This is a genomic window from Phenylobacterium sp. SCN 70-31 (assembly GCF_001724605.1).
Classification (GTDB): domain Bacteria; phylum Pseudomonadota; class Alphaproteobacteria; order Caulobacterales; family Caulobacteraceae; genus Phenylobacterium.
Genome location: NZ_MEEX01000005.1, coordinates 59,683 through 82,511 on the forward strand (window position 1 = coordinate 59,683; position 22,829 = coordinate 82,511).

Sequence of the window (22,829 nt, forward strand, 5' to 3'; positions counted from 1 at the left end):
GCGCCTTCAGGCCGTCTTCCGTGGCCGGCCGCGACCGGCCTTTCGCACGGGTTTCGCCGCCGCCTTGGGCGCGGTCGCCGGGGCCCGACGTCGCCGGGCGCCGCGCTGGCCTTCGAGCGCCTCCAACCGTTGGATGACGATGTCGCGCATCGGCTGCGCCCCGGCGAAATAGTGGGTGATCAGGTCGTGCAGCCGTTCGCCGTCACGCGCGATCAGGGCGTCGACGATCTCGCGGTGCTCGGCGTGGTGGTCGCGCTCGCGGTCGGTCTCGAAGTCGGCGTAGAGGTTGAGGTAGCGTTCGGCCCGGTCGCCCAGGTTGGCGAAGATGCGCTCCAGAACCGGCGAGCCCGAGCCCGACAACAACTCGCGGTGCAAGGCCTTGTAGGCGCGCTGCCACAACTCGCGGGCCAGCGGATCCCCGTCGGGCAGCACCTTGCGCACCTTCATCGTGCGGTGGAGCATCACGACGACCCGCTCCTCCCAGGCCTGGTCGCCCCGCTCGACGCTCTTGAACAGCACGAGCTGGTAGACGGCCTTGTAGGCGTCGACCACGTCGATGTAGTCGGCCACCGAAACGGGCGCGACGCGATAGCCCTTCTGATGTTCGTGCACCACGAGGCCGGTGGACGACAGCAGCAGGATCGCCTCGCGGATCGGGCTGTGGCCCACCTTGTAGAATTTGGTGAGCTGCTCGACCTTGAGCCGTTCGTCCGGCTGGAAGACGCCGCGGACGATGTCGCGCTGCAACCAGAACGCGGCCTTGTCGGTGGGGCCCGGAAGCTCGGGCGTGAGCGCCTCCAGCTCGGGGCTGGTGAAGGCGGCGACAGAAGGTTGCGAGGTCGGCATTCGATTCCCGGTGGCGGCGATTCTCAGATCCGCGTGCCGGAACCCTAGAGTCTATCGGCTCTGCTTGAAAGCAGACGCGATATGCAGGCATGCGCCAGCTTCATCCGAAGCGGCGCCGCCGGACAGAATCGATCCATTCCGACGACGATCCCCTCTCGAAGCCCGTCCGGCACGTCACGTCAGCCGCAGCGTTCCCTTCACCCGGATGTCGCCCGCCGAGCGCCCCACAAGGATGTCGTACGGACCAGGGTCGATGGGCCAGGCCCCCGTCTCCGGGTCGTACGGCGCGAAGGCTCGGGGTTCGAGCGTCAGCATCACCCGCTGCGCTTCGCCCGGTTCGAGGCGGACCTTGGCGAAAGCCTTCAGTTCCTTCGGCGGTCGCGGCAGGCGCGGTTCGAGCTGGGACACATAGACCTGCACCACCTCGGCCCCGGCGCGGTCGCCGGTGTTCTCCACCAGGACCGACAGGGTCACGGGCGCGCCGGCCGCCGCCGTCCCGGCCATGTCGAGGTCGCGGATCTTGAATCTGGTGTAGGCGAGGCCGTGGCCGAACGGGAACAGCGGTCTGACGCCCGCCCGATCGAACCCCCGATAGCCCATCGCCAGGCCCTCGGCGTAATCGCAGACGGCGGGGTCCGGGCCGGGCGCGTGCGCCGGATGGTCGCCGAAGGCCCGCGGCCATGTGATCGGCAGCCTGCCGCCGGGGTCGCGGTCGCCGAACAGCACGGCGGCGAGGGCGTCCGGTCCGGTCTCGCCGGGCAACCACATCTGGAGCACCGCGCGCGCCTCGTCGATCCAGGGCGCCTCGAAGGGCGAGCCCGCGTTGAGGACGATCACGGTGTTCGGGTTGATGTCCAGGATGCGGCGGGCGAGGTCGTCCTGGCCGCCGGGCAGGCGCATGTCGGGCCGATCGTAGCCCTCGGCCTCTGTCACGATCCCCGATCCCAACACCAGCACCACCGCGTCCGCGTCGCGGGCGGCCTCCAGGGCGCGCTCGACCGGCTCGGGCGGCGGGCGAACGCCCAGCCCGAAGTATTCGTAGCCCGCGGCCTTCGGGACGTAGTCGATCTCGACGCGATAGCCGCGTCCGGCCGTCAACTCGGCGATGGCGAGACGACGCGGCACGGTCTGGCCGATGACGTCGAAATGATCCTCGGCCGCCGCCGTTTCGGGCGTCACGAGCGGACGGCCGTCCAGCGCGACGCGGGCGACGCCGGTCGCGCGAACCCCGAACTCGTAGGTCCCGGTCTCGTTCGGCCAGAACCAGCCGCTCCAGCGATAGGAGCCCACAGGCGCGCGGGTGGCGGCGGCCATGTTGGGGCTGGACCAGCGGACGAAGTTGCGTTCCAGCGTCGTCCGCGCCGGCGCGCCCGAGAAGTCGACGGAGTCGAAGTATTCGGCGTGCAGGCCCTCGGCGTCGCGGGCCTCGGTCGGGCTGAACGCCCAGGGATCGGGGTTGACGGGGAACGGGTCGTTGTCGACGCCCCGCGCCTCCAGCACGGCGACCCCCTGGCCCAGGAAATCCCGCAGCCCCTCCGCCGGGGTCTTCACACGGTCGGTCACCACCCGCGAACTGCCGCCGCCCTGGAGCAGGCAGCGCGCGGCGTTGGGACCGATCAGGGCGACCGACTTCAGTTCGCGCGACAGCGGCAGCAGGCCGTCGTTCTTCAGCAGCGTCATGGCCTCGCAGGCCGCGTCGAGGGCGATGGCCTTGTGGCGGGCCGTGCGCAGCTCTCCCTTCGGCCGTTCCGCGCCGTCCAGCAATCCGCAGCGGAGGATCAGGCGGACCACGCGGGCGGCGTTGTCGTCGATCTGGGCCTCGGGAACGTCTCCCGCCCTGACCGCGGCCAGCAGCTTGTCGCCGAACCACTTCGGCGGCCCGGGCATCTCGAGGTCGAGGCCGGCGTTGGCCGCGGCGGCGGTGGAATGGGTGGCGGCCCAGTCCGAGACCACCATGCCCCTATAGCCCCACTCTTCCTTGAGGATGTCGGTCAGCAGGCGGCGGTGTTCGGAGGCGTAGGTTCCGTTGAGCTTGTTGTAGGAGGCCATGACCGTCCAGGGGTCGGCCTCCGCCACGACCCGCTCGAAGGCGGCGAGATAGAGTTCCCGCAGGGTCCGCTCGTCGACGCGGGCGTCGACGACGAAACGCTCCAGCTCCTGATTGTTGGCGGCGTAGTGCTTGAGCGACGCGCCGATCCCCTCGCCCTGGAGCCCCTGCACATAGGCCGCGCCCATGACGCCGGCCAGGTAAGGGTCCTCGGAATAGGTCTCGAAGTTCCGGCCCCAGGTGGGGATGCGCATCATGTTGATCGTGGGCGCCAGCACCACATGATCGCCCAGCGCATGAGCCTCACGGGCGATGGCCGCGGCGACGGCGCGGGCCGTCTCCGGGTTCCAGGTCGCGGCGACGGCGACACCCACGGGAAAGACCGTCGCGGGGACGCCGCGGATCGATCGTACGCCGGTGGGCCCGTCGGTCATCTGGAGCGACGGCACGCCCAGGCGCTCGACAGGATAGAGATTGAAAGCGCTGGCGCCCGCCAGCAGCGTGACCTTCTCCTCCAGGGTGAGACGGGCCATCAAGTCGTCGACGCGGTCGTCGAGGGTGGCCGCGGGATCGAGGTAGATCTCTGTCATGGAGACTCCACTAGGCCGTGACGCCGGCATGTAAAAGGCCCGGCGCCCCTCGTGGGAAAGACGCCGGGCCGTTGGGCGGCTGAGGAGGGAGCGCCGCCGAACGTCAGTATTTCAGGTCCAGGGACACGCCGACGATCCGGCGGGCCTCGTAGGGATGATAGTCGGAATAGGCGCCGACGCCGGCCACGGTCGGTGTCGAGAACTTGCGGGTGTAGTAGTACTTGTCGGTCAGGTTCCGGCCGAAGACCGAGAGCTTCCAGGCCCCGTCCGTGGGGCCGATCCCGACCGCGCCGTTCACCAGCGCGAAGCCCGGGTGCTGGGTCGCCGGATCGTTCGGCGTGTTCGAAGGATAGTCGGTCCGGTAGTTCACGTTACCGTCGAGGAACAGCGTGTATCCTTCGGCGACTTCGGTCCGGTAGTTGGCGTCGAGGTTGAAGCTCCACTTGGGCGCATAGGGAAGCTGGGCCCCCGAGAGGTCCTGCACCGCGCCGACGCAGCCCTGCGCCACGGTCTGCCCGCGATAGCAGGGCGCCCGCAGGAAGCTCTTGTACTTGCCGTCGGTGTAGGCGGCCGAGCCCGACAGCGTCAGATCGATGTCAGACATCGGGCGCCAGTAGACCTCGGCCTCCACGCCCTTCGACAACGCTTCGGCCGCGTTCAGCAGCAGGAAGAGACCGATGTCGCCCGGCTCGCGCGCCGTGACCTGGAGATCCTCCACCTCGAGCCGGAAGGCGGTGACGTTCAGCAGCAGCCGCTGATCGGGGAACGACGCGCGCAGGCCGATCTCGTAATTGGTGGGCTTCTCGGGCCGCACGTCGAGCAGCGCGGTGGTGCCGATGCCCACGTCGTAGCCCCCGCCCTTGTATCCCCGGGTCAGGGTGGCGAAGACGTTGGAGTTGTCGCTGAGATCGTACTGGAGGCCGAGGCGCCACAGGAACGCATGATCGGTCTTGCCGGCCTGACGGCTTTCGGTCGCGTTGTTGACGGGGTCGAAGCGGACCTTCTCGGCCTCGGCCAATTCCTGCAGGTAGCGCCCTCCGACGATGGCGCGGAAATCGTCGGTGAAGTTGAGGTTGGCTTGGCCGAAGACGGCCATGTTCTCGCCGTTGGTGTAGTTGTCGACGATCCGGTTCGTAAACCGGGTCGGCGCCGCCAGCGGCTGAAGCTGGGTCGATTCCGAATGGACGTCGGAGTTGAAGTAGAAGAGCCCCACCACATAATCGAGGAACGGCCCCTTGGGCGAGGTCAGGCGCAACTCCTGGGTGAACTGCTTCTGGGTGAATTCGGCGAAGTTCACGTTGAACCGGTTGATCGGGGAACTGTCGGTGTCGAGGCCGTCGATCGTCTCCCAGTAGCGGTACGAGGTGATCGACGTCAGGGTGTGGCCGCCGGCGAAGTCGTAGTCCGCCTGGGCCGAGAGGCCCCACGACTTCACGTCCGAGAAGACGTCGCCATCGATGTTCTGGGTGTCGTTACCGGGGCGCAGCGCCACGCCCCGGTCGAGGAACGCCTGCTCGGTGACGCTCAGCGGCGTCCCGGGCGACACCAGGGTCCAGATGCAGCAATCGGCGTTGCGCCGCCACCAGTCGCCGATGATCCCGAGCCGGAAGTTGTCGGACGGGTCCACCTGGAGCCGGCCGCGGACGCCGTACTCGTTGCGGTCGTTCAGCCTGCGGCCGTCGAACAGGTTCTTCACGAAGCCGTCACGCTTGGCCAGACGCGCCGAAAGCAGGAAGCCGACGTCCTCCGAGATCGGGCCGGAGACATAGGCCTGAGCCTTGCGGTCGTCATGCGGCCATGCCCAGCTCAGCTTGCCCGCCGCCTCGAATTCCTTGGACGGGGCCTTGGTGACCACGCTGATGACGCCGGCCGAAGCGTTCTTGCCGAACAACGTGCCCTGTGGACCGCGCAGGACCTCGATCCGTTCCACGTCCGGAAGGTCGGTGAGCGAGGCGCCCGCCTGGCCCATAACCACCCCGTCGACCACGAAGGCCGAGCTGCTTTCGATCGATTCCGACGCGAACGAGGTGGTGCCGATCCCGCGGATGAAGAACCCGAAGCTGCGGGGACCGGCGCTGTTGGAGACGCCGAGGTTCGGAACCCGGTAGGCCAGATCCACCGCCTCGTTGGAGCCAAAGGCCTCCAGCGTCTCGGCGCGAACGACCGCGACCGAGACGGGGACGTCCAGCAGGCGCTCCTCGCGCTTCTGGGCCGTGACGACGAGTTCGCCGATCTCGCTGGCGGTCTGGGCGCCGGCGACGCCCGGCGAAAGGATCGCCGTCAGGACGACGCATGTGGTGAGGCAGCTCGAAAGGCTGAGCCGCGACTTCAAGCCGGACATCGGTTTCCCCCTGTTGCGTTCTTGTCGGCCCCGGGCGGGCTCTCTGCGTTGGGCAAACCCTGATCTAGGTTGATATTAGTGTCAATATTTCATCGAAAATTGTTTCGGAGACATTTTTGTGTGTAGAAATGCCGGTGCAGGCGCGAATCCGTGGCCACGACCGTCCGCACGCGCGGTCGCGCCGTCCTCGTAGGGGCAAGAGACGCCTCAGCGGCCGGGAATGACGCCCGATGCGCGGTTGCGCAGGAACCGCTCGTCCTGGCTCTCGGGCCACGGCTCAGGCTCTGGGATCCGGCCATCGACCAGCGGCCAGACCACCGGCGTCGCGCCGCCGGCGATCCTCGCGCCCTGGGGAATGCGGTCGCGGTCCACCGAGGGATGGGCCCGCTCGCCCCCGCGGGTGCAGCCGTCCTTGAAGTAGATGGCCGTGTAGACGCGCCGCATGTGGTCGGAATGGTTGGCCTTGGCCATGTGGACCGTACGCCCGGCGTGGAACAACACGTCGCCCGGCTGGGCCGGACAGAACACCGGCTCGGCCGCCTGGCGGGCCAGCAGCGCCTCGCCCTGGCCTTCGGCCCGGAAGATGTCGACGAATTCAAGATCGGCTTCGTGGGAACCGGGGACGTAGCCCATGCATCCGGTCACCTCGTCGACCGGGATCAGCGGAATCCAGGCCGTGATGGTGTCGGGCTCGGCGATGGGCCAGTAGGCGTGATCCTGATGGGCTTCGGTCTCGCGACCGCCCGATTCCTTGTAGAGCGCCTGGTCGTGCCAGAGGCGGACCTTCTCGGCGCCGAGCAACGCGCCCAGGGCTTCGCCCAGTCGCGGATGGAACGTCAGGCCCCGGACATCGGGGAAGTCTTCCCAGATGTACTGGCACTGGATGAACGACTGCTCGTAGGGAGTCTTCTCGTCGAGGCCGCGGGTGTCGTGCCCCTTGCGCCGCGCCACGGCCATGTCGACCGCCGGCGCAAGGGCGGCAATGTCCTCGTGTGGGATCAGGCCCCTGGCGTGGACGAAGCCGTCGCGGCGATAGCGTTCGGCGAGGTCCTTCAGCTCCTGCGGCGTCATCGGCGAAACCTCCCTAGCGGCCGCCCTCGAGGATCCTGAACTGCCGGACGGGGTCATTCTGCTCGATGACCTGACCGTCGGGCAGGGTCGTCTTCGCCCCATCGGGCGCATACTGGAGGATATAGGCCTTTCGCACCGTGTCCGGCTTCAGGTTCGGACCCGTCCGGTGCGGCGCCAGGGACGAGAAGACCACGATGTCCCCGGCTCTGGCCGGCGCGGCCACGGCCTCGTCGGCCTCGGTGAGGCACACCTTGCCGATCTCGGTGATCCAGTGCTCGAAGGTTCCCATCCTGTGCAGCTTGGGGGCGATCCACGCACAGCCGTTCTCCTCGTCCACGTCCACCAGCGGGATCCAGAGCGTCAGATATTGCTGCGGCTCGATGTACGTGTAGCCGTTGTCCTGGTGCCAAGGAAATTCCTGAACCTTTTCCGTCTTCTTGTAGACGGATTGATCCCAGTAGAGCCGCACGTCGGGGCCGATCAGGTCGTGGCAGATGTCCTTGATCGCCGGATGGGCGGCGAAGGCCTGGAGCACCGGCGACTTGCCGACGATGTGGGCGGTGAAGGTGATGGCCCCCACATCGGTCAGGCGGAAACGGCCGCCCATGTTCTCGCGCACGCCCTGCTCGTGCGCCTTCTCCAGCGGATCGATCGCGGCGGTGACGGCGGCGATCTCCTCGGGCGTGAAGGCGTTCCGGAAGACGAAGAAGCCGTCCTGGTTGAACTGATCCACCTGCTCGGGCGTCAGGGCGCGCATCCCTGTGCGCGGCGCGTCCTGCCAGGTGAAGTCCCGATTGAGGGGATGAAGGCGTGGGGCGGCGTTCATGGCGTACCTACTCGTCGATCCTGACCGGACCATAAATTGATCGAAAACATCAAGTCAATCGTATTTAAATATAATACATGAATTAGATCGAATTTGTCGCCCCGAAACTCGAACGCGCGGCGGCAGATGCACGGCACGGGATGAGGTCACTCGGGACAGACAAGCCCCCCCCGCCGCTGGCAAAGCCCCCAGGGAACGCTGACACACGCTGGATCCGGGTGGCCCGGGCGCTACGCGGCCCTGCGAATGGGGATCCAGCGGTTGACCCGAGCGAGCGAGACGGCGCTCTCGGGGTTCAGCGCCTTCGTCCCGGCGCGGCCGTAGTGATAGACCATCGCCGAACGACGATAGTCGGCCACGTTGTCGGTCGACATGTGCATCAGGTAGCTGTGGAAGAAGAGCACGTCGCCCGGCTCCATCACCGCCGAGGTGCGGCTCGCCGTGTCCTGCGAGACGATCTCGAGATAGCCGCGATTGGCCGCCGGCCGCAGGTCGGGGACATGCTCGTAGATCTCCTGCGCGGCGTGACTTCCCGGCACGACCCAAAGGCAGCCGTTCTCGATTGTCGCGCGGGTGAGCGCCACCCAGACGCCCACCTGCGGCTGCTTGTCGAACTTGAAGTAGTAGCTGTCCTGGTGCCACGGCTGGCCGATGACGCCGGGGTTCTTGAAGATGAACTGGCTCTGGAAGCAATCCACGTCGGGCCCCAGAAGACCCGCCACGCGATCGGCGATCTGGGGCGATTCCGACATTCGCCGGGTCGCGCCTTCGGCGTGGCAGTTGAAGACCTTGGAGACCAGGTCCTCGGGGTTCGCCGCACCGGGCGACGGGCCGGTCTCGGGATAGATGAGATAATTCTCACCCGACATGTAGGCGACCTCTCCGACGTGACTCGCGGGCGGGTCCGCACGGATGCGGGCGACCACCTCGGCCTCGACCTCGGCCGCGAGCCTGGGATCGATCGCGCCGCGTGCGAAGAAATAGCCGTCTCGATCCCAGGCGGTGCGTTCGGCATCGGTGATCATGGCGTGGCTCCTCCCTGACTCCTCGGGATTTTGTTTTGAAGATCATATTCTGATCAATTGCGATATAATCAATCTAAAATAGGTAATTTCTGCATTTATATCGTTATTTTTGCCATCTCTCGCGTTTTCCGATTGAGAGGCCGGGAAGGGGCCGCCATAGTCGCCCCAGCCGCGCGGAGACGCGGCAGGCCGGGGGAGACGATGTTCAAGGCCAAGGCGGGATTCCAGTTGAGCTTCGCCCGCAAGGCCGGGTTCTCGCTGGGCGACTACGCCTGCAATCTGTACTGGCAGAGCGTCAGCCTGTTCCTGATGTTCTACTACACGGACGCGCTCGGGCTGCCGGGTGCGACGGCCGGGCTGATCTACATGGTCGCCTCGATCTTCGACGGCATCACCGACCCGTTGATGGGCGCCATCGCGGACCGCACCCGCACCCGATGGGGGCGCTTCCGGCCCTACATCCTGATCGGCGCGATCCCGGTCGGCCTGTCGTTCTGCTTCCTCTACTGGGCGCCCGCGGCCACGGGTCTCGGCCTGACCGCCGTGGTCCTGGCGTCGCACCTCGTGTTCCGGACGGCCTACACCTTCGTGTCGGTGCCCTACAGTTCGCTCACCGCCCGGATGACGCGCAACTCGACCGAACGGTCGTCGCTGGCCGGCTTCCGCATGGTGGCGGCCACCCTGGCCGGGATGACGGTGTCGTTCCTCACCAAGCCGATGGTGGACCAGTTCGGCGGCGGCGACCTCGCCACGGGCTTCTTCTACGCGGCGGTCGTCCTTGCCCTCGTCGCCACGGCGATCTTCCCGATCGTCTTCCTGGTCACACGAGAGCCCCCCGAGCCGCCGGGCGAGCCCGTGCGGCTCCGCCTCGCCGACTACTGGCGCGCCACGGCGAGGAACAAGGCGTTCTGGATCGTGATGATCGCCATCAGCCTGGGCGCCATGTCGTCGACGGCGCTGTCCAAGTCGCTGCTCTACTACATGAAGTACATCGCCGAGGACGAGGAGGCCGCCCGCTACGCGCTCTCCATCAAGGCCGCCCTGGGCGTGGCGATCATTCCGGCCTGGGTGTTCGCGACCCGCTTCATCGGCAAGCAGGTCGCCTGGCTGACGGCCGCGGGCTGGGGCCTCGCCTGCGCGGCGGCGCTGCTGGTCTTCGACGTGCAGACGGCGCTCGCGGTCACGGTCTTCTACATGGCGATCCACGTCGCCTCGCTGGGCGTCTCCACCACCTACTGGTCGATGGTGCCCGACACGGTCGAGTACGGCGAGTGGGCGTCCGGGGCGCGGACCGAGTCCTTCGTCTTCGGCCTGGCGATGTTCTTCCAGAAGGTGGCGCTGGGCCTGGCGGCCGCCTTCTTCGGGTGGGCGCTGGATCTCGTGGGCTACGTCCCCAACGTGCAGCAGGCTCCCGAGACCCTGGAGGGGCTGAAGCTGATCGTCGTGGTCTTCCCGGTGATCGGCCTGGGCGGCTCGGCGATCGCGATGCTGTTCTATCCGCTGCGGCGCGGCGTCCACGAGAAGATCGTCGACGAACTGGCCCAGCGGAATCCCACACCCGCGTCCTGAGGAGGTCAGTATGGCCCGCTTGCTCGTCTACCAGGCCATCTGGGGCATGGAGAACCTGCCCGGCGTCGACATGGAGGCCGACATGCCGGGCGTCCTGGCCAGGATCTTCGCCGCCGGCTTCGACGGGGTGGGCGTCAGCCTCATGCGCGCCGATCGCGCCGAGGCGGTGGCCCGCGGCGTCCACGATCACGGCAAGAGCTTCGAGGCTATCGGCTTCGTCTTCACCGCCGCCGACGTGGCCCGCTACGTCGACCGGGCTCAGGCGCTGGGCGCCCATCACCTGAACGTCCAGATCATGGCCCGGCCCGACAAGGTGGACGACGCCGTCGCCCTTCTGACCGAATTCGAAGCCGAGGCGGCGAAAGCCTCGATCCCGGTGAACTACGAGACCCACCGCGGTCGGCTGACCAACGACGCCCTGTTCACCTGCCGCATCCTCGACCGGATGCCGAACCTGCGGCTCACCGGCGACCTGTCGCACTATCCGCTGGTGCACGAGATGCCGCTGCCCGTGCCCGACGCCGACATGGCGCGGATGAAGAAGGTGCTGAAGCACTGCTGGGCGTTCCACGGCCGCGTCCCCGGTTCGCACCAGATCCAGGTCTCGATCAAGGCGCCGCAGCACCATGGCTGGGTCGATCAGATGAGCGCGTGGTGGCGCGAGGGTTTCGCCGACTGGCTGACCCGCGCCGGTCCCGGCGGGGAACTGACCTTCATGCCCGAGTTGGGCCCGCCCAACTACGCCATCACCGGCCTCGACGGCCGCGAACTGAGCGACCGGTGGGAAGAGGCCCTGATGCTCAAGGACATGGCCCGCGCGCTGTGGACCCAGGTCGCCGAGCCCGTCGCCGCCTAGCCTGAAATCCGGTCCGGCCGGGTGAACACCTCGAACCCGTCGTCGCGGGCGACGGCGACCAGGGTGATCCCGGCGGCGTCGGCCGTGCGGACGGCCAGCGCGGTGGGGGCCGAGACGGCGACGACGATCTGGGCGCCCAGGGCTGCGGCCTTCTGCACCATTTCCACCGACACTCGGCTCGTCAGCGCCAGCAGGCCGTCGTCCATCGACGTTCGCATCCTGGCCTCGCTGCGGGCGAGGGCGCCGACCAGCTTGTCGAGCGCGTTGTGGCGGCCCACGTCCTCCCGGGCGGCGACCAGGCCCAGGTCCCGCGTCCACCATCCCGCCGCGTGCGCCGCGCGCGTGGCGCGCCCCAGCTCCTGAGCCGGCGCCAGGGCGGCCAGGGCCGCGTGGATGTCGCGGGCCGCAGCGACGGCGCCCTCGCCGACACGGCGCGGCGGCCGGACGGCCTCGGCCAGGCTATCCACCCCGCACAGCCCACAGCCCGTCGGCCCGGCCAGCCGTCGCCGGCGTGTGGCGAGCGCGGCCGACGCCGGCTGCCTCAGCCACATGCGGACCTCGATCCCCACGAGATCGGCCCCCAGATCGCCCGTAGACACCTCCAGCGCGGCGATTTCGTCCGGGACCGCGATCAGGCCTTCGGTGAGGCTGAAGCCCACGCCGAAGTCCTCCAGGTCGGCGGGCGTCGCCATCATCACCGCCGTCGTCGTCGCGTCGTGGACCAGCGCGACGGGCGTCTCCTCGGGCAGGTCGCGCGATCCCGCCTCCGGCCCGGCGGCGGTCCAGCGCGTGCGGGGGAAGGCGGCGCGGGTCATCGCGCGGGCGCATCCTTCAGGCGCCCCACGGCCTCCAGCGCCACGGGACTGAGGCCCTCGCCGCCGCTCGTTCCCCAGGCCCGGATCTCGGTGCGCATCCCCGGGTCCCAGAAGCTCCTGATGTGGGCGGCGACGCCCTCGGCGGCGTCGCCCGGCTGGGCGGCGAAGAAGCTCGCGATCTGGTTGGCCATGTAGATCAGCCGGTCCGGCCGGGTCATTCCGCCGGCTCCGCCTGGGCTTCGGACGAAGCGATCCGGCGGCTGCGTTCGCTCATGGCCTCGTAGCGCGCCTGCCAGTCGCTGGGGCCGTTGGACGGCGCGACCTGCACCGCCGTCACCTTGTACTCGGGGCAGTTCGTGGCCCAGTCGCTGTAGTCGGTGGTGACGACGTTCGCCTGTGTCCCGGGGTGGTGGAAGGTGGTGTAGACCACCCCTGGCGCGACCCGGTCGGTGATCCTGGCCCGCAGCGTCGTGTCGCCGGCCCGGCTGACGAGCCGCACCCAGTCGCCGTCGCGCAATCCCCGATCCTCTGCGTCCTGCGGATGGACCTCCAGCACGTCCTCCTCGTGCCAGAGGACGTTGTCGGTCCGCCGGGTCTGCGCGCCCACATTGTACTGGGACAGGATCCGGCCGGTGGTGAGGAGCAGGGGAAAACGCGGCCCCACCTTCTCGTCGGTGGGGACGTAGTCGGTCAGCACGAACTTGCCAGCCCCGCGGACGAACCGCTCCAGGTGCATGACCGGCGTGCCCGTCGACGCGGCGTCGTTGCAGGGCCACTGGACCGAGCCCTCGCGCTCCAGCAGATCGTACGACACGCCGGCGAACGTGGGGGTCAGACGCGCGATCTCGTCCATGATCTGCGAGGGGTGATCGTAGGCCATCGGATAGCCCAGGGCGTTCGAGAGCTTCTGGGTGATCTCCCAGTCCTCCAGCCCGTTGCGAGGGCTCATCACCTTGCGCACCCGCTGGATGCGCCGCTCGGCGTTGGTGAAGGTGCCGTTCTTCTCCAGGAAGGTGGAACCCGGCAGGAACACGTGGGCGTAGTTGGCGGTCTCGTTCAGGAAAAGGTCGTGGACGATCACGCACTCCATGGCCGCCAGCCCGGCGGCCACGTGGCGGGTGTTGGGATCGGACTGCAGGATGTCCTCGCCCTGGACGTAGAGCCCTTTGAACCGGCCGGCGACGGCGGCGTCCAGCATGTTGGGGATGCGCAGTCCCGGCTCGGGATCGAGGGGGGCGCCCCAGGCGGCCTCGAACAGGGCGCGGGTCGCGTCGTCCGACACGTGGCGGTAGCCGGCCAGTTCGTGCGGGAACGAGCCCATGTCGCAGGCGCCCTGGACGTTGTTCTGGCCTCGCAGGGGGTTCACGCCCACGCCCGGCCTTCCGATGTTCCCCGTGGCCATCGCCAGGTTGGCGATGGCCATCACCGAGGTCGAGCCCTGGCTGTGCTCGGTCACGCCCAGGCCGTAGTAGATGGCCGCGTTTCCGCCGGTGGCGTACAGCCGGGCTGCGGCCCGCACCTCCGCCGCCGGGACGCCCGTCGTCGCCTCGAGCGCCTCGGGCGAGTGCTCGGGTCGGGCCACATGCTCGGCCCAGGCGGCGAAATCCTCGGGGTCGCAGCGCTCGCGGACGAACGCCTCGTCGAACAGCCCCTCGGCGACGATCACATGGGCCAGCGCCGTCAGGATCGCGACGTTCGTCCCCGGACGCAGGGCCAGGTGGTGCGCGGCCTCCACATGCGGCGTCCGCACGAGGTCGATCCGGCGCGGGTCGATGACGATGAGCCTGGCGCCCTGCCGGAGCCGCCGCTTCATGCGCGACGCGAACACCGGATGGCCGTCGGTGGGGTTGGCGCCGATCACCAGGATGACGTCGGCGTGTTCGACCGAGTCGAAATCCTGCGTGCCGGCCGAGGTCCCGAACGCGGTCTTCAGGCCATAGCCCGTGGGCGAGTGGCAGACGCGGGCGCACGTGTCGACGTTGTTCACCCCGAACCGCGCGCGGATCATCTTCTGGACGAGGTAGGTCTCCTCGTTGGTGCAGCGCGACGAGGTGATGCCGCCCAGCGCATGGGGGCCGTGCGCCGCCTCGATGCGGGCGAACTCGGACGCCGCGTAGGCGATCGCCTCGTCCCAGGAGACGGTGCGCCAGGGCTCGGCCGTCGAGGCGCGGATCATCGGCTCCAGGATGCGTTCGCGATGGGTGGCGTAGCCCCAGGCGAACCGCCCCTTCACGCACGAATGGCCGTGGTTCGCCTTCCCGTCCTTCCACGGGACCATGCGCACCAGCGCCTCGCCGCGCATCTCGGCCTTGAAGGCGCAGCCCACGCCGCAGTAGGCGCAGGTGGTGACTTCGGCGCGCTCGGGCTGGCCGATCTCGATGACCGCCTTCTCGGTCAGCGCCGCCGTGGGACAGGCCTGGACGCAGGCGCCGCACGACACGCACTCGGACGACAGGAACAGCTCGCCCTGGCCGGCGGCGATACGCGAGCCGAAGCCGCGGTCCTCGACGGTCAGCGCCAGGGTCCCCTGCACCTCGTCGCAGGCGCGCACGCAGCGCGAGCAGACGATGCACTTGGCCGGGTCGAAGGTGAAATAGGGGTTGGACTCGTCGCAGGGCAGGCCGAGATGGCTCTCGCCCTCGTAGCCGTAGCGCACCTCGCGCAGCCCGACCGCCCCGGCCATGTCCTGCAACTCGCAGTCGCCGTTGGCCGCGCAGGTGAGGCAGTCCAGCGGGTGGTCCGAGATGTAGAGCTCCATCACCCCGCGGCGCAGCGTCGCCAGCTTCGGCGTCTGGGTGCGGACCGCCATGCCTTCGGCCACGGGGGTGGTGCAGGACGCGGGCGTTCCGGCGCGGCCCTCGATCTCCACCAGGCACAGCCGGCACGAGCCGAACGCCTCCAGGCTGTCGGTGGCGCACAGCTTGGGAATCTGCGTCCCCGCCTCGGCCGCCGCGCGGAGGATCGAGGTCCCGGCGGGCACGGTCACGGGACGGCCGTCGATGGTCAGCGTCACCGGGGCGCCCGAGGCCTGTGGCGTGCCGAGGTCGAACTCGAGAAGGCGGGCCATGGGGATCACTCCGCCGCGGCGCGGGCGGACGCCCGCGCGAAGTCTTCGGGAAAGTGCCGGATCGCGCTCATCACCGGATAGGGCGTGAACCCGCCCAGCGCGCAGAGCGAACCATATTTCAGGGTCTCGCAGAGGTCCTCGACCAGCGCGAGGTTGGCCTCGGGCTCGATCCCGGCGGTGATCCGATCGATCGTCTCGACGCCGCGCTTCGAGCCCAGGCGGCAGGGCGTGCACTTGCCGCAGCTCTCGATGCCGCAGAACTCCAGGGCGAACCGGGCCTGGGCCGCCATGTCCACCGTGTCGTCGAAGACCACGATCCCGCCGTGACCGATCAGGCCGCCCTGGGCGGCGAACGCCTCGTAATCGTAGGGCGTGTCGAGTAGCGCGGGCGGGAAGTAGGCGCCCAGCGGGCCGCCGCACTGTACGGCGCGCACCGGGCGCCCCGAGGCCGTGCCGCCGCCGATGTCCTCCACGATCTGGCGCAGCGTGAGGCCGAACGGCGTCTCGTACAGGCCCGGCCGCGCGACATTGCCCGCGATCTGGATCGGCTTGGTCCCGCGGGAGCGCCCGTGGCCCAGCGCCTCGTAGGCCGGCCCCCCGTTCAGGACGATCCACGGGACCGCGGCCAGGGACAGGACGTTGTTGATCGCCGTCGGCCGGCCGAACAGGCCGCTGTGGGCGGGCAGCGGCGGCTTGGGCCGCACCTGGCCCCGCTTGCCTTCCAGGCTCTCCAGCAGCGCCGTCTCCTCGCCGCAGACATAGGCCCCGGCGCCGATCCGCAGCTGCAGGTCGAAGCCGGGGGTGAGGTCCCGAGCCCGGGCGATCCCGAGCGCCGCCGCCATCGTCGCGTTGGCGTGCGGATACTCCGAGCGCGAATAGATGAAGCCGCGCGCCGCCCCCACGGCCAGGGCGGCGATGGCCATGCCCTCGATGAGGAGGAACGGATCGCCTTCCATCAGCATGCGGTCGGCGAACGTGCCGCTGTCGCCCTCGTCGGCGTTGCAGACCAAGTACTTGAGCCCGCCCGGCGCGTCGCGGACGGTCTTCCACTTCACGCCCACCGGAAAGCCGGCGCCGCCGCGGCCGCGCAGGCCCGACTCGGCGATCGCGGCGATCACGCCGTCGGCGCCCAGGTCGCGGGCCCGCGCCAGGGCCTCGAACGGCGGCGGGTCCAGGGGATCGCCCAAGCCGCAGCGCGCGAAGGTCAGGCGGGTCTGACCCGCCATCCAGGGATGGGCCGCGATGTCCCCCAGCGCCAGCGGGCTGTCGCCCGAGAGGATCGCGGAGACGTCGCCCGGCGTGGCGGGTCCGAAGGCGCGGCGGCCCTCCGGCGTCTCCACCTCGACCAGCGGCTCCAGCCAGAAGAAGCCGCGCGAACCCGTGCGCACTACCTCGCAGCCGGCGTCGGCGAAGGCGCGGGCCACGGCCTCGGCGCCGACGGCCAGGGCCGCGGAGTCCTTCGGGACGAAGACGCGGGTCATCCAAGCACCGCTTCGGAAAGCCGCGACGCCGTCAGCCGGCCGACAGGCTCGCCGTCCACCAGGGCGGCGGGAGCGACCGCGCAAAGGCCCAGGCAGTAGACGGCCTCCACGGTGATCCCGCCGTCGGGCGTGGTGTCGCCCCAGTCGGTCTCCAGGTTGGCGAGCAGGGCCGCCGCCACCGCTTCGCCACCCGTGGCCTGGCACGCCTCGGCGCGGCAGATCTTCACCACCCGTCGCCCGGCCGGAGCCTCGCGGAAGTCGTGATAGAAGGTGATCACCCCATGCACCTCGGCGCGGGTGAGATTGAGCGCCTCGGCCACGATCGGGGTCGCCGCGTGCGGCACGTGCCCGAACGCCGCCTGCAGCGCATGCAGCACCGGCAGCAGGGGTCCTTCCAGCCCGGCGTGCGCGGCCACGATCTCGCGGGCGCGCTCGGGATTCCAGGGCGGGTGTCGGGATGAAATCATGTCACCACATTAAATCGAATGTCGCCATTTTCGACAATATTTCGCAATAATCTGGGGGGCTCGCCTTCCCTTCGCAAACCGCATAGGGAAAGCTGACACCCGGAAGAGTCGAGGAGCAAGAGATGAAGACGCGCGCCGCTGTCGCGTTCGAGGCGAAGACGCCGCTGGAAGTGGTGGAGGTTGATCTCGAAGGCCCGCGCGCGGGCGAGGTTCTGGTCGAGATCAAGGCGACGGGGGTGTGCCACACCGACGCTTACACCCTGGACGGCCTCGACTCCGAAGGGATCTTCCCCTCCATCCTGGGCCACGAGGGCGCGGGCGTCGTGGTGGAGGTGGGGCCGGGCGTGACGTCGGTGGCCGTGGGCGACCACGTGATCCCGCTCTACACGCCGGAATGCCGGCAGTGCAAAAGCTGCCTCAGCCGCAAGACCAACCTGTGCACCGCCATCCGCGCGACCCAGGGGAAGGGCCTGATGCCGGACGGGACCAGCCGGTTCTCGTACAAGGGCCAGCCGATCTTCCACTACATGGGCTGCTCCACCTTCTCGAACTACACGGTCCTGCCCGAGATCGCGGTGGCCAAGATCCGCAAGGACGCGCCGTTCGAGACCGCCTGCTATGTGGGCTGCGGCGTGACCACGGGCGTCGGCGCGGTGGTGAACACCGCGCAGGTGGAGCCGGGCGCCAACTGCGTGGTGTTCGGCCTGGGCGGCATCGGCCTCAACGTGATCCAGGGCCTGAAGCTGGTCGGCGCGAACATGATCGTCGGCGTGGACATCAACCCCGACCGCGAGGAATGGGGCCGCAGGTTCGGCATGACCCACTTCGTGAATCCCAAGGCCATCGACGGCGACATCGTCGCCCACCTGGTCGGCCTGACCGACGGGGGCGCGGACTACACCTTCGACGCCACCGGCAACACCACCGTCATGCGCCAGGCGCTGGAGGCGTGCCACCGGGGCTGGGGCGAGAGCATCGTCATCGGCGTGGCCGAGGCGGGCAAGGAGATCGCCACGCGGCCGTTCCAGCTCGTCACCGGCCGGGTGTGGAAGGGCACGGCCTTCGGCGGCGCGCGCGGGCGCACCGACACCCCGAAGATCGTGGACTGGTACATGCAGGGCAAGATCGAGATCGACCCCATGATCACCCACAAGCTGCCGCTGGAGGACATCAACAAGGCCTTCGACCTGATGCACGCCGGCGAGAGCATCCGCTCGGTCGTCGTCTTCTGATGATCGAGACCGTCTCCGAGACCCGCTGCTTCGGCGGGACCCAGGGCGTCTACCGCCACGCGAGCCGCGAGACGAAGACGCCGATGACCTTCAGCGTCTTCACGCCCCCTCAGGCCCTGGAACAGGGGGCCGGGCCGCGACCGGTGGTCTGGTACCTGTCGGGACTGACCTGCACCCACGCCAATGTGACCCAGAAGGGCCAGTTCCAGCGCGTCTGCGCCGAGCTGGGCCTGGTGTTCGTCGCGCCGGATACGAGCCCCAGAAACGCTTCGGGCGGCGAGGGCGTGCCGGACGATCCGGACGGGGCGTACGACTTCGGCCTGGGCGCCGGCTTCTATGTGGACGCCATCCAGGCGCCCTGGGCCACGAACTACCGGATGGAGAGCTACATCGTCTCGGAATTGCCCGAGGTGATCGCCGCGAACTTCCCGGTCGATATGAACCGCCAGGGGCTGACCGGCCACTCCATGGGCGGCCACGGCGCGCTGACCCTCGCCCTCAAGACTCCCGGCCGCTGGAAGAGCGTCTCGGCCTTCGCGCCGATCGCCTCGCCCATGCGCTGCCCGTGGGGCGAGAAGGCGCTGGGCGGATACCTGGGGCCGGACCGCGACGCCTGGCGCCGCCATGACGCCACGGCCCTGCTGGACGATGGCGCGCGTATTCCTGAGTTGCTGGTCGATCAGGGCGAGGCCGACGACTTCCTCGAAGGCCAGCTCAAACCGGAGCTGTTGGAGGCGGCCTGCGCCAAGGCCGAGGTCCCACTGACGCTCCGCCGCCAGCCCGGCTACGACCACAGCTATTACTTCATCGCCAGCTTCATGGAGGATCATCTCCGATGGCACGCGCAAAGGTTGGCCGGATAGGCCTCGCAGCGGCCTCCGTCGTTCTGCTGGCGGCCGCGTCCGCCACCGCCCAGGCGCCGGCGCCCAAGGCCACCACCCGGGACGGCGTGGTGGTGGGCGAGGCCGCGCCGGGCCTCTCGATCTTCCGCGGCATACCCTATGCCGCCCCGCCGGTGGGGCCGCTGCGCTGGCGGCCGCCCCAGCCGCATCCCGGTTGGAAGGGCGAGCGGCCGGCCCGGACGTTCGGTTTCGACTGCGTCCAGACGCCGTTCCCGGGCGACAGCACGCCCTCGATACACACCCAGTCCGAGGACTGCCTGGCGCTGAACGTCTGGCGCCCCGAAGGCGCGAAGGGTGGCGCGCCGGTGATGGTCTGGATCCACGGCGGCGGCTTCACCAACGGCCTGGGGTCGTCGCCGGTCTTCGACGGCGCCGCCCTGGCGCGGGCCGGCGTGGTGGTTGTGACGTTCAACTACCGGCTGGGCCGCTTCGGCTTCTTCGCCCATCCCGCCCTGACGGCCGACCGCCCGGACGAGCCCAAGGGCAACTACGGCTTCATGGACCAGATCGCGGCGCTGCGCTGGGTGCAGGCGAACATCGCCGCGTTCGGCGGCGACCCGGCCCGGGTGACGGTCTTCGGCGAGTCGGCCGGCGGCGCCTCGGTGAACATGCTGATGGCCTCACCGATGGCGCGCGGCCTGTTCGCGCAGGCGATCGTCCAGTCCGGCGGCCTGGGCGACACCTGGCCGTGCCTGGACGAGGCCGAGCGGAAGGGCGTCGCGCTCGCGGAGGCGCGCGGGCTCCGGAGCGCGGAAGCCGCGACGCTCCGGGCGCTGCCGCTGGAGGTGGTGAAGGGCGACGTCAACCTGTTCCAGGGGCGGCCCGAGACCTATTCGGGGCCGATGGTGGACGGCAAGGTGGTCCCCCGCGCTCTGCCGGCCCTGTTCGCCGCCGGCCAGGTGGCCGTGGTCCCCTATCTGGCGGGCGCCAACACCCAGGAGTTCGGGCCCGCCTCGCCGTTCATCGCCGCCCGCACCGAGGCGGCGCTGAAGCGCCTCCCGGACGAGACCCAAGGAGCCTTGCGGGCGGCCTATGGCGACGACCTCGCCGCCAGCCTGGGCGCGGATGCGGCGTTCGTCGCTCCGGCGCGCCTGTTCGCCGGCCATCAGGCCAGGGTCGCGCCCACCTACCTCTATCGCTTCGACGTGGTCCCGGCCGGACAGCGCAGGCCCGGGGTCGGCGCGCGGCACGCCACCGACCTGCCCTATGTGTTCGGGACCCTGCCGGCGTCGCTCGGCAGGACGGACGAGGCCGACGCTCGGGCTTCCGAGACCATCCGCGCCTACTGGACCAACTTCGCGAAGACCGGCGATCCGAACGGCCCCGGCCTGCCGGCCTGGCCCTCGTACGACACCGGCGACCGGGCCATGACCTTGAGCGCGGACGGCGCGACGACCGGACCGCACCCCCAAGCCGCGCGGCTGGACGCCATCGCCGGGGCGATCCAGCTCACCTGCCCGGCGGATAGGGCCTAGGGAACCTCGGCCACCGCCTCGGGCGGCACGCGACGGCGGGCGGCCAGTTGCTCGACGATGTCCTCGTGGACGCCCTTCTTCAGCGGGTACATCAGCATCGCGAGGCCGCCCAGGGCGAGGCCGGCCATCGGCAGGACGACCATGATGGCCTTGAGCCCGGCCAGGGTCTCGGGCGTCTGTTCCACGTTCGGGTGGAATCCCACGAGATCCAGGCTCCAGCCGAAGATGCCGGCGCCCAGGCCCAGCGCCACCTTCAGGAAGAACTGGCCCAGGCCGAAGATGAAGGATTCGGCCCGCATCCCGGTCTTCCATTCCCCATATTCGACGGTGTCGGGCAGCATCGACCAGAACGTCATGGCCGCGCCCAGCGAACTGATCTGCATCGCCAGCAGAATGGCCATCATCAGCGGCGGGCTGCGGACGTCCATGAAGGCGAAGGCGGTCAGGCAGACGAGGCCCCAGAGGACGCAGACGAACCAGGCGGAGCGCTTGCTGATGAACTTGCTCGCGAAGATCCAGGCCGGGATGATGAGCAGGCCCGAGGCGGCGTTCAGCGAGAGCGCGATCCGGCCGCCTGCCTCGTCGTGCAGGTAGTACTTGAAGTAGTAGAGCACCGACTTGCCCACCGCCGTGGAACAGATCACCGCGGTGCAGATCGCCGCCATGACCGCCCAGAACGCGCGGTTGCTCCGTACGGCGCCCCAGTACTGGCTCATCCGCATGGTCGGTTCGGCCGCGCCCGGATCTTCGGGCGGTTCCTTCGTGGTCAGATAGACGAACGGGAAGATCACCGTGGCGATCGTGGCGTAGACGGCCGCGGTCAGGGTGTACCCCCAGGCCGTGTCGCCGCCGCCCAGGTGGGCCGCCAGGGGCTGGGTGGTGGAGGCGATGGTCAGGCCGGCGAGCGTGGCGAAGATCATCCGGAAGCCGGCCAGGGTCGAACGTTCGGCCGAGCTGTCGGTGATGCGGGCGTTGAGCGACGTATAGGGGATCGACAGCGCGGTGTAGGCCACGCGGAAGATCAGGTGCGCCACCAGGATCCAGGCCACCAGCGCCACCCCTTCCAGCGGCGGCTTGTAGTAGAGCAGGACGAAGGCCAGCCCGAGCGGGACGCCGCCCCAGAGCACATAGGGCCGGTAGCGTCCCTGTTTGGTCCGCGTACGGTCGGCGACGGCGCCCATCACCGGGTCGATCGCACCATCGAAGATCGAGGCGACCATGTAGATCAGACCGGCGGTGGCCGCAGAAAGCCCGACGACGTCGGTGTAGAAGAACAGCAGGTAGAGGGAGACGCTCTGCCAATAGAGGTTGCAGGCGAAGTCGCCCGACGTGAACGAGGCCTTGCGCGCCGGCGAGAGCCGGTGCCCGGGCGGCGGCGTGAAGATGAAGCTCACCGGGCCTCCCCGCGGTTCAGGGCGCCGAGCGCCGCCCTGATGGAATCGTGCACGGGTGTCGTGGTCATGAAGAAGCTGTCGAGCAACTGATGGAGCCGTTTGGCGTCGCGGTCCATGAGCGCATCGACGATGGCGCGGTGTTCGGCGTGATGGTCGCGGTGCCTGTCGCTCTCGAGGTCTGCATAGAGGTTGATGTACCGCTCGAGCCGGGCGCCGACGCTGGCGAACTGATCGAGGAGGATCGGGGACCGGCAGCCCTCCAGCAGGGCGCCGTGAAGGCTAATGTAGGCGATCTGCCACATCTCGCGCCGCTCGGGATCGCCGTCGGGCAGCACCTTGCGGACCCGTTGCGAGCGGTGGAGCTGCACGACCACCTGTTCCTCCCAGGCGTCGTCGCCGCGCTCGAACGCCATGCCCAGGGCCAGGCGATACAGACGCTGATAGATATCGGCCAGGTCGGCATGATCCGCCAGCGACGTCGGCGCCACGCGATAGCCCTTGAGGTGCTCGTGAACCAGCAGCCCGCTGGTCGACAGGATCAGGATGGCTTCCCGGACGGGGCTCAGCCCGACGCCGTAGAACTGCGACAGACGCTCGACCTTCAGGCGCTCCCACGGCCGGAACACGCCCCGCACGATGTCGCGTTGCAGCCAGTAGGCCGTCGCCTGACTGGGGTGGCGGCTGGGGTCCACCGGCGACGTCACGAGAGGATCGGAGAACTGCGAGACCGACACCAGCCGCGGAGCCGAAGCCGCCTCGTCTCCCGACGAAGGGCGGCGCGGGTCGGGCTGACCCGCGCCGGTTCGGGGAAGAAACCAGGTCACG

At 69.2% G+C, this 22,829-nt stretch carries 18 protein-coding genes; 5 read left to right on the forward strand and 13 right to left on the reverse strand.

Annotated features, from left to right (window positions below):
• Positions 1-6 precede the first annotated feature (6 nt).
• From ABS78_RS04880 to ABS78_RS04905, 6 genes are all read right to left on the reverse strand, one after another.
• The gene (locus tag ABS78_RS04880) at positions 7-846 is read right to left on the reverse strand and encodes an FCD domain-containing protein (RefSeq protein WP_293375610.1); all 840 of its coding nucleotides are present in this window, start codon (positions 844-846) and stop codon (positions 7-9) included.
• Positions 847-1,020: 174 nt separating this feature from the next.
• The gene (locus ABS78_RS04885; protein WP_293375612.1) at positions 1,021-3,483 is read right to left on the reverse strand and encodes a glycoside hydrolase family 3 C-terminal domain-containing protein; all 2,463 of its coding nucleotides are present in this window, start codon (positions 3,481-3,483) and stop codon (positions 1,021-1,023) included.
• Positions 3,484-3,586: 103 nt separating this feature from the next.
• On the reverse strand, positions 3,587-5,824 hold the full coding sequence (locus tag ABS78_RS04890) for a TonB-dependent receptor (RefSeq protein WP_293375614.1): 2,238 nt from the start codon (positions 5,822-5,824) through the stop codon (positions 3,587-3,589).
• Between the two features lie 207 nt (positions 5,825-6,031).
• On the reverse strand, positions 6,032-6,895 hold the full coding sequence (locus ABS78_RS04895) for a phytanoyl-CoA dioxygenase family protein (protein ID WP_293375616.1): 864 nt from the start codon (positions 6,893-6,895) through the stop codon (positions 6,032-6,034).
• 13 nt (positions 6,896-6,908) lie between these two features.
• Complete coding sequence (locus ABS78_RS04900) at positions 6,909-7,721, reverse strand: phytanoyl-CoA dioxygenase family protein (RefSeq protein WP_293375618.1); 813 nt, start codon at positions 7,719-7,721, stop codon at positions 6,909-6,911.
• Between the two features lie 230 nt (positions 7,722-7,951).
• Complete coding sequence (locus tag ABS78_RS04905; protein ID WP_293375620.1) at positions 7,952-8,746, reverse strand: phytanoyl-CoA dioxygenase family protein; 795 nt, start codon at positions 8,744-8,746, stop codon at positions 7,952-7,954.
• Between the two features lie 201 nt (positions 8,747-8,947).
• On the opposite strand from ABS78_RS04905, the gene ABS78_RS04910 reads away from it, so the two are divergent.
• Complete coding sequence (locus ABS78_RS04910; RefSeq protein WP_293375622.1) at positions 8,948-10,315, forward strand: glycoside-pentoside-hexuronide (GPH):cation symporter; 1,368 nt, start codon at positions 8,948-8,950, stop codon at positions 10,313-10,315.
• Between the two features lie 10 nt (positions 10,316-10,325).
• Positions 10,326-11,171: a hypothetical protein gene (locus tag ABS78_RS04915; RefSeq protein ID WP_293375624.1), complete on the forward strand. Its 846-nt coding sequence runs from the start codon at positions 10,326-10,328 to the stop codon at positions 11,169-11,171.
• On the opposite strand, the gene fdhD is transcribed toward ABS78_RS04915, so the two are convergent.
• From fdhD to ABS78_RS04940, 5 genes are read right to left on the reverse strand one after another with little or no spacing between them, the layout of a single operon-like run.
• The gene (fdhD, locus tag ABS78_RS04920) at positions 11,168-11,986 is read right to left on the reverse strand and encodes a formate dehydrogenase accessory sulfurtransferase FdhD (protein ID WP_293375626.1); all 819 of its coding nucleotides are present in this window, start codon (positions 11,984-11,986) and stop codon (positions 11,168-11,170) included. The two genes, ABS78_RS04915 and fdhD, sit on opposite strands and share 4 nt — an antisense overlap.
• Entirely contained in the window at positions 11,983-12,204 is a 222-nt protein-coding gene (locus ABS78_RS04925) for a formate dehydrogenase subunit delta (protein ID WP_293375628.1), read from the reverse strand. Before ABS78_RS04925 ends, fdhD begins: the two co-directional genes overlap by 4 nt.
• Complete coding sequence (gene fdhF, locus ABS78_RS04930) at positions 12,201-15,053, reverse strand: formate dehydrogenase subunit alpha (RefSeq protein WP_293375630.1); 2,853 nt, start codon at positions 15,051-15,053, stop codon at positions 12,201-12,203. Before fdhF ends, ABS78_RS04925 begins: the two co-directional genes overlap by 4 nt.
• A gap of 5 nt (positions 15,054-15,058) precedes the next feature.
• Positions 15,059-16,534, reverse strand: a complete 1,476-nt coding sequence (locus ABS78_RS04935) for a formate dehydrogenase beta subunit (protein WP_293375632.1) — start codon at positions 16,532-16,534, stop codon at positions 15,059-15,061.
• Positions 16,531-17,001, reverse strand: coding sequence for a formate dehydrogenase subunit gamma (locus ABS78_RS04940; protein ID WP_293375634.1), 471 nt, complete (start codon positions 16,999-17,001; stop codon positions 16,531-16,533). Before ABS78_RS04940 ends, ABS78_RS04935 begins: the two co-directional genes overlap by 4 nt.
• A 122-nt stretch (positions 17,002-17,123) precedes the next feature.
• Between ABS78_RS04940 and ABS78_RS04945 the strand changes: the two genes are divergently transcribed.
• Genes ABS78_RS04945 through ABS78_RS04955 form a run of 3 tightly spaced genes read left to right on the forward strand, consistent with a single transcriptional unit; the run spans position 17,124 to position 20,610 of the window.
• The gene (locus tag ABS78_RS04945) at positions 17,124-18,233 is read left to right on the forward strand and encodes an S-(hydroxymethyl)glutathione dehydrogenase/class III alcohol dehydrogenase (protein ID WP_293375636.1); all 1,110 of its coding nucleotides are present in this window, start codon (positions 17,124-17,126) and stop codon (positions 18,231-18,233) included.
• Positions 18,230-19,096, forward strand: coding sequence for an S-formylglutathione hydrolase (fghA, locus tag ABS78_RS04950; protein ID WP_293375794.1), 867 nt, complete (start codon positions 18,230-18,232; stop codon positions 19,094-19,096). The genes ABS78_RS04945 and fghA overlap by 4 nt, the downstream gene beginning before the upstream one ends.
• Positions 19,069-20,610, forward strand: coding sequence for a carboxylesterase family protein (locus ABS78_RS04955; protein WP_293375638.1), 1,542 nt, complete (start codon positions 19,069-19,071; stop codon positions 20,608-20,610). Before fghA ends, ABS78_RS04955 begins: the two co-directional genes overlap by 28 nt.
• Here the strand turns inward: ABS78_RS04955 and ABS78_RS04960 are convergent.
• A complete protein-coding gene (locus ABS78_RS04960) occupies positions 20,607-22,004 on the reverse strand; it encodes an MFS transporter (protein ID WP_293375640.1) in 1,398 nt (465 codons plus the stop codon). The two genes, ABS78_RS04955 and ABS78_RS04960, sit on opposite strands and share 4 nt — an antisense overlap.
• Complete coding sequence (locus ABS78_RS04965; protein ID WP_293375642.1) at positions 22,001-22,828, reverse strand: FCD domain-containing protein; 828 nt, start codon at positions 22,826-22,828, stop codon at positions 22,001-22,003. Before ABS78_RS04965 ends, ABS78_RS04960 begins: the two co-directional genes overlap by 4 nt.
• Position 22,829 lies beyond the last annotated feature (1 nt).

Bases quoted from the DNA above. Each gene is read 5' to 3' on its own strand.
- ABS78_RS04880 (WP_293375610.1), bottom strand. From the start codon at position 846: ATGCCGACCTCGCAACCTTCTGTCGCCGCCTTCACCAGCCCCGAGCTG.
- ABS78_RS04885 (WP_293375612.1), bottom strand. From the start codon at position 3,483: ATGACAGAGATCTACCTCGATCCCGCGGCCACCCTCGACGACCGCGTC.
- ABS78_RS04890 (WP_293375614.1), bottom strand. From the start codon at position 5,824: ATGTCCGGCTTGAAGTCGCGGCTCAGCCTTTCGAGCTGCCTCACCACA.
- ABS78_RS04895 (WP_293375616.1), bottom strand. From the start codon at position 6,895: ATGACGCCGCAGGAGCTGAAGGACCTCGCCGAACGCTATCGCCGCGAC.
- ABS78_RS04900 (WP_293375618.1), bottom strand. From the start codon at position 7,721: ATGAACGCCGCCCCACGCCTTCATCCCCTCAATCGGGACTTCACCTGG.
- ABS78_RS04905 (WP_293375620.1), bottom strand. From the start codon at position 8,746: ATGATCACCGATGCCGAACGCACCGCCTGGGATCGAGACGGCTATTTC.
- ABS78_RS04910 (WP_293375622.1), top strand. From the start codon at position 8,948: ATGTTCAAGGCCAAGGCGGGATTCCAGTTGAGCTTCGCCCGCAAGGCC.
- ABS78_RS04915 (WP_293375624.1), top strand. From the start codon at position 10,326: ATGGCCCGCTTGCTCGTCTACCAGGCCATCTGGGGCATGGAGAACCTG.
- fdhD (WP_293375626.1), bottom strand. From the start codon at position 11,986: ATGACCCGCGCCGCCTTCCCCCGCACGCGCTGGACCGCCGCCGGGCCG.
- ABS78_RS04925 (WP_293375628.1), bottom strand. From the start codon at position 12,204: ATGACCCGGCCGGACCGGCTGATCTACATGGCCAACCAGATCGCGAGC.
- fdhF (WP_293375630.1), bottom strand. From the start codon at position 15,053: ATGGCCCGCCTTCTCGAGTTCGACCTCGGCACGCCACAGGCCTCGGGC.
- ABS78_RS04935 (WP_293375632.1), bottom strand. From the start codon at position 16,534: ATGACCCGCGTCTTCGTCCCGAAGGACTCCGCGGCCCTGGCCGTCGGC.
- ABS78_RS04940 (WP_293375634.1), bottom strand. From the start codon at position 17,001: ATGATTTCATCCCGACACCCGCCCTGGAATCCCGAGCGCGCCCGCGAG.
- ABS78_RS04945 (WP_293375636.1), top strand. From the start codon at position 17,124: ATGAAGACGCGCGCCGCTGTCGCGTTCGAGGCGAAGACGCCGCTGGAA.
- ABS78_RS04955 (WP_293375638.1), top strand. From the start codon at position 19,069: ATGGCACGCGCAAAGGTTGGCCGGATAGGCCTCGCAGCGGCCTCCGTC.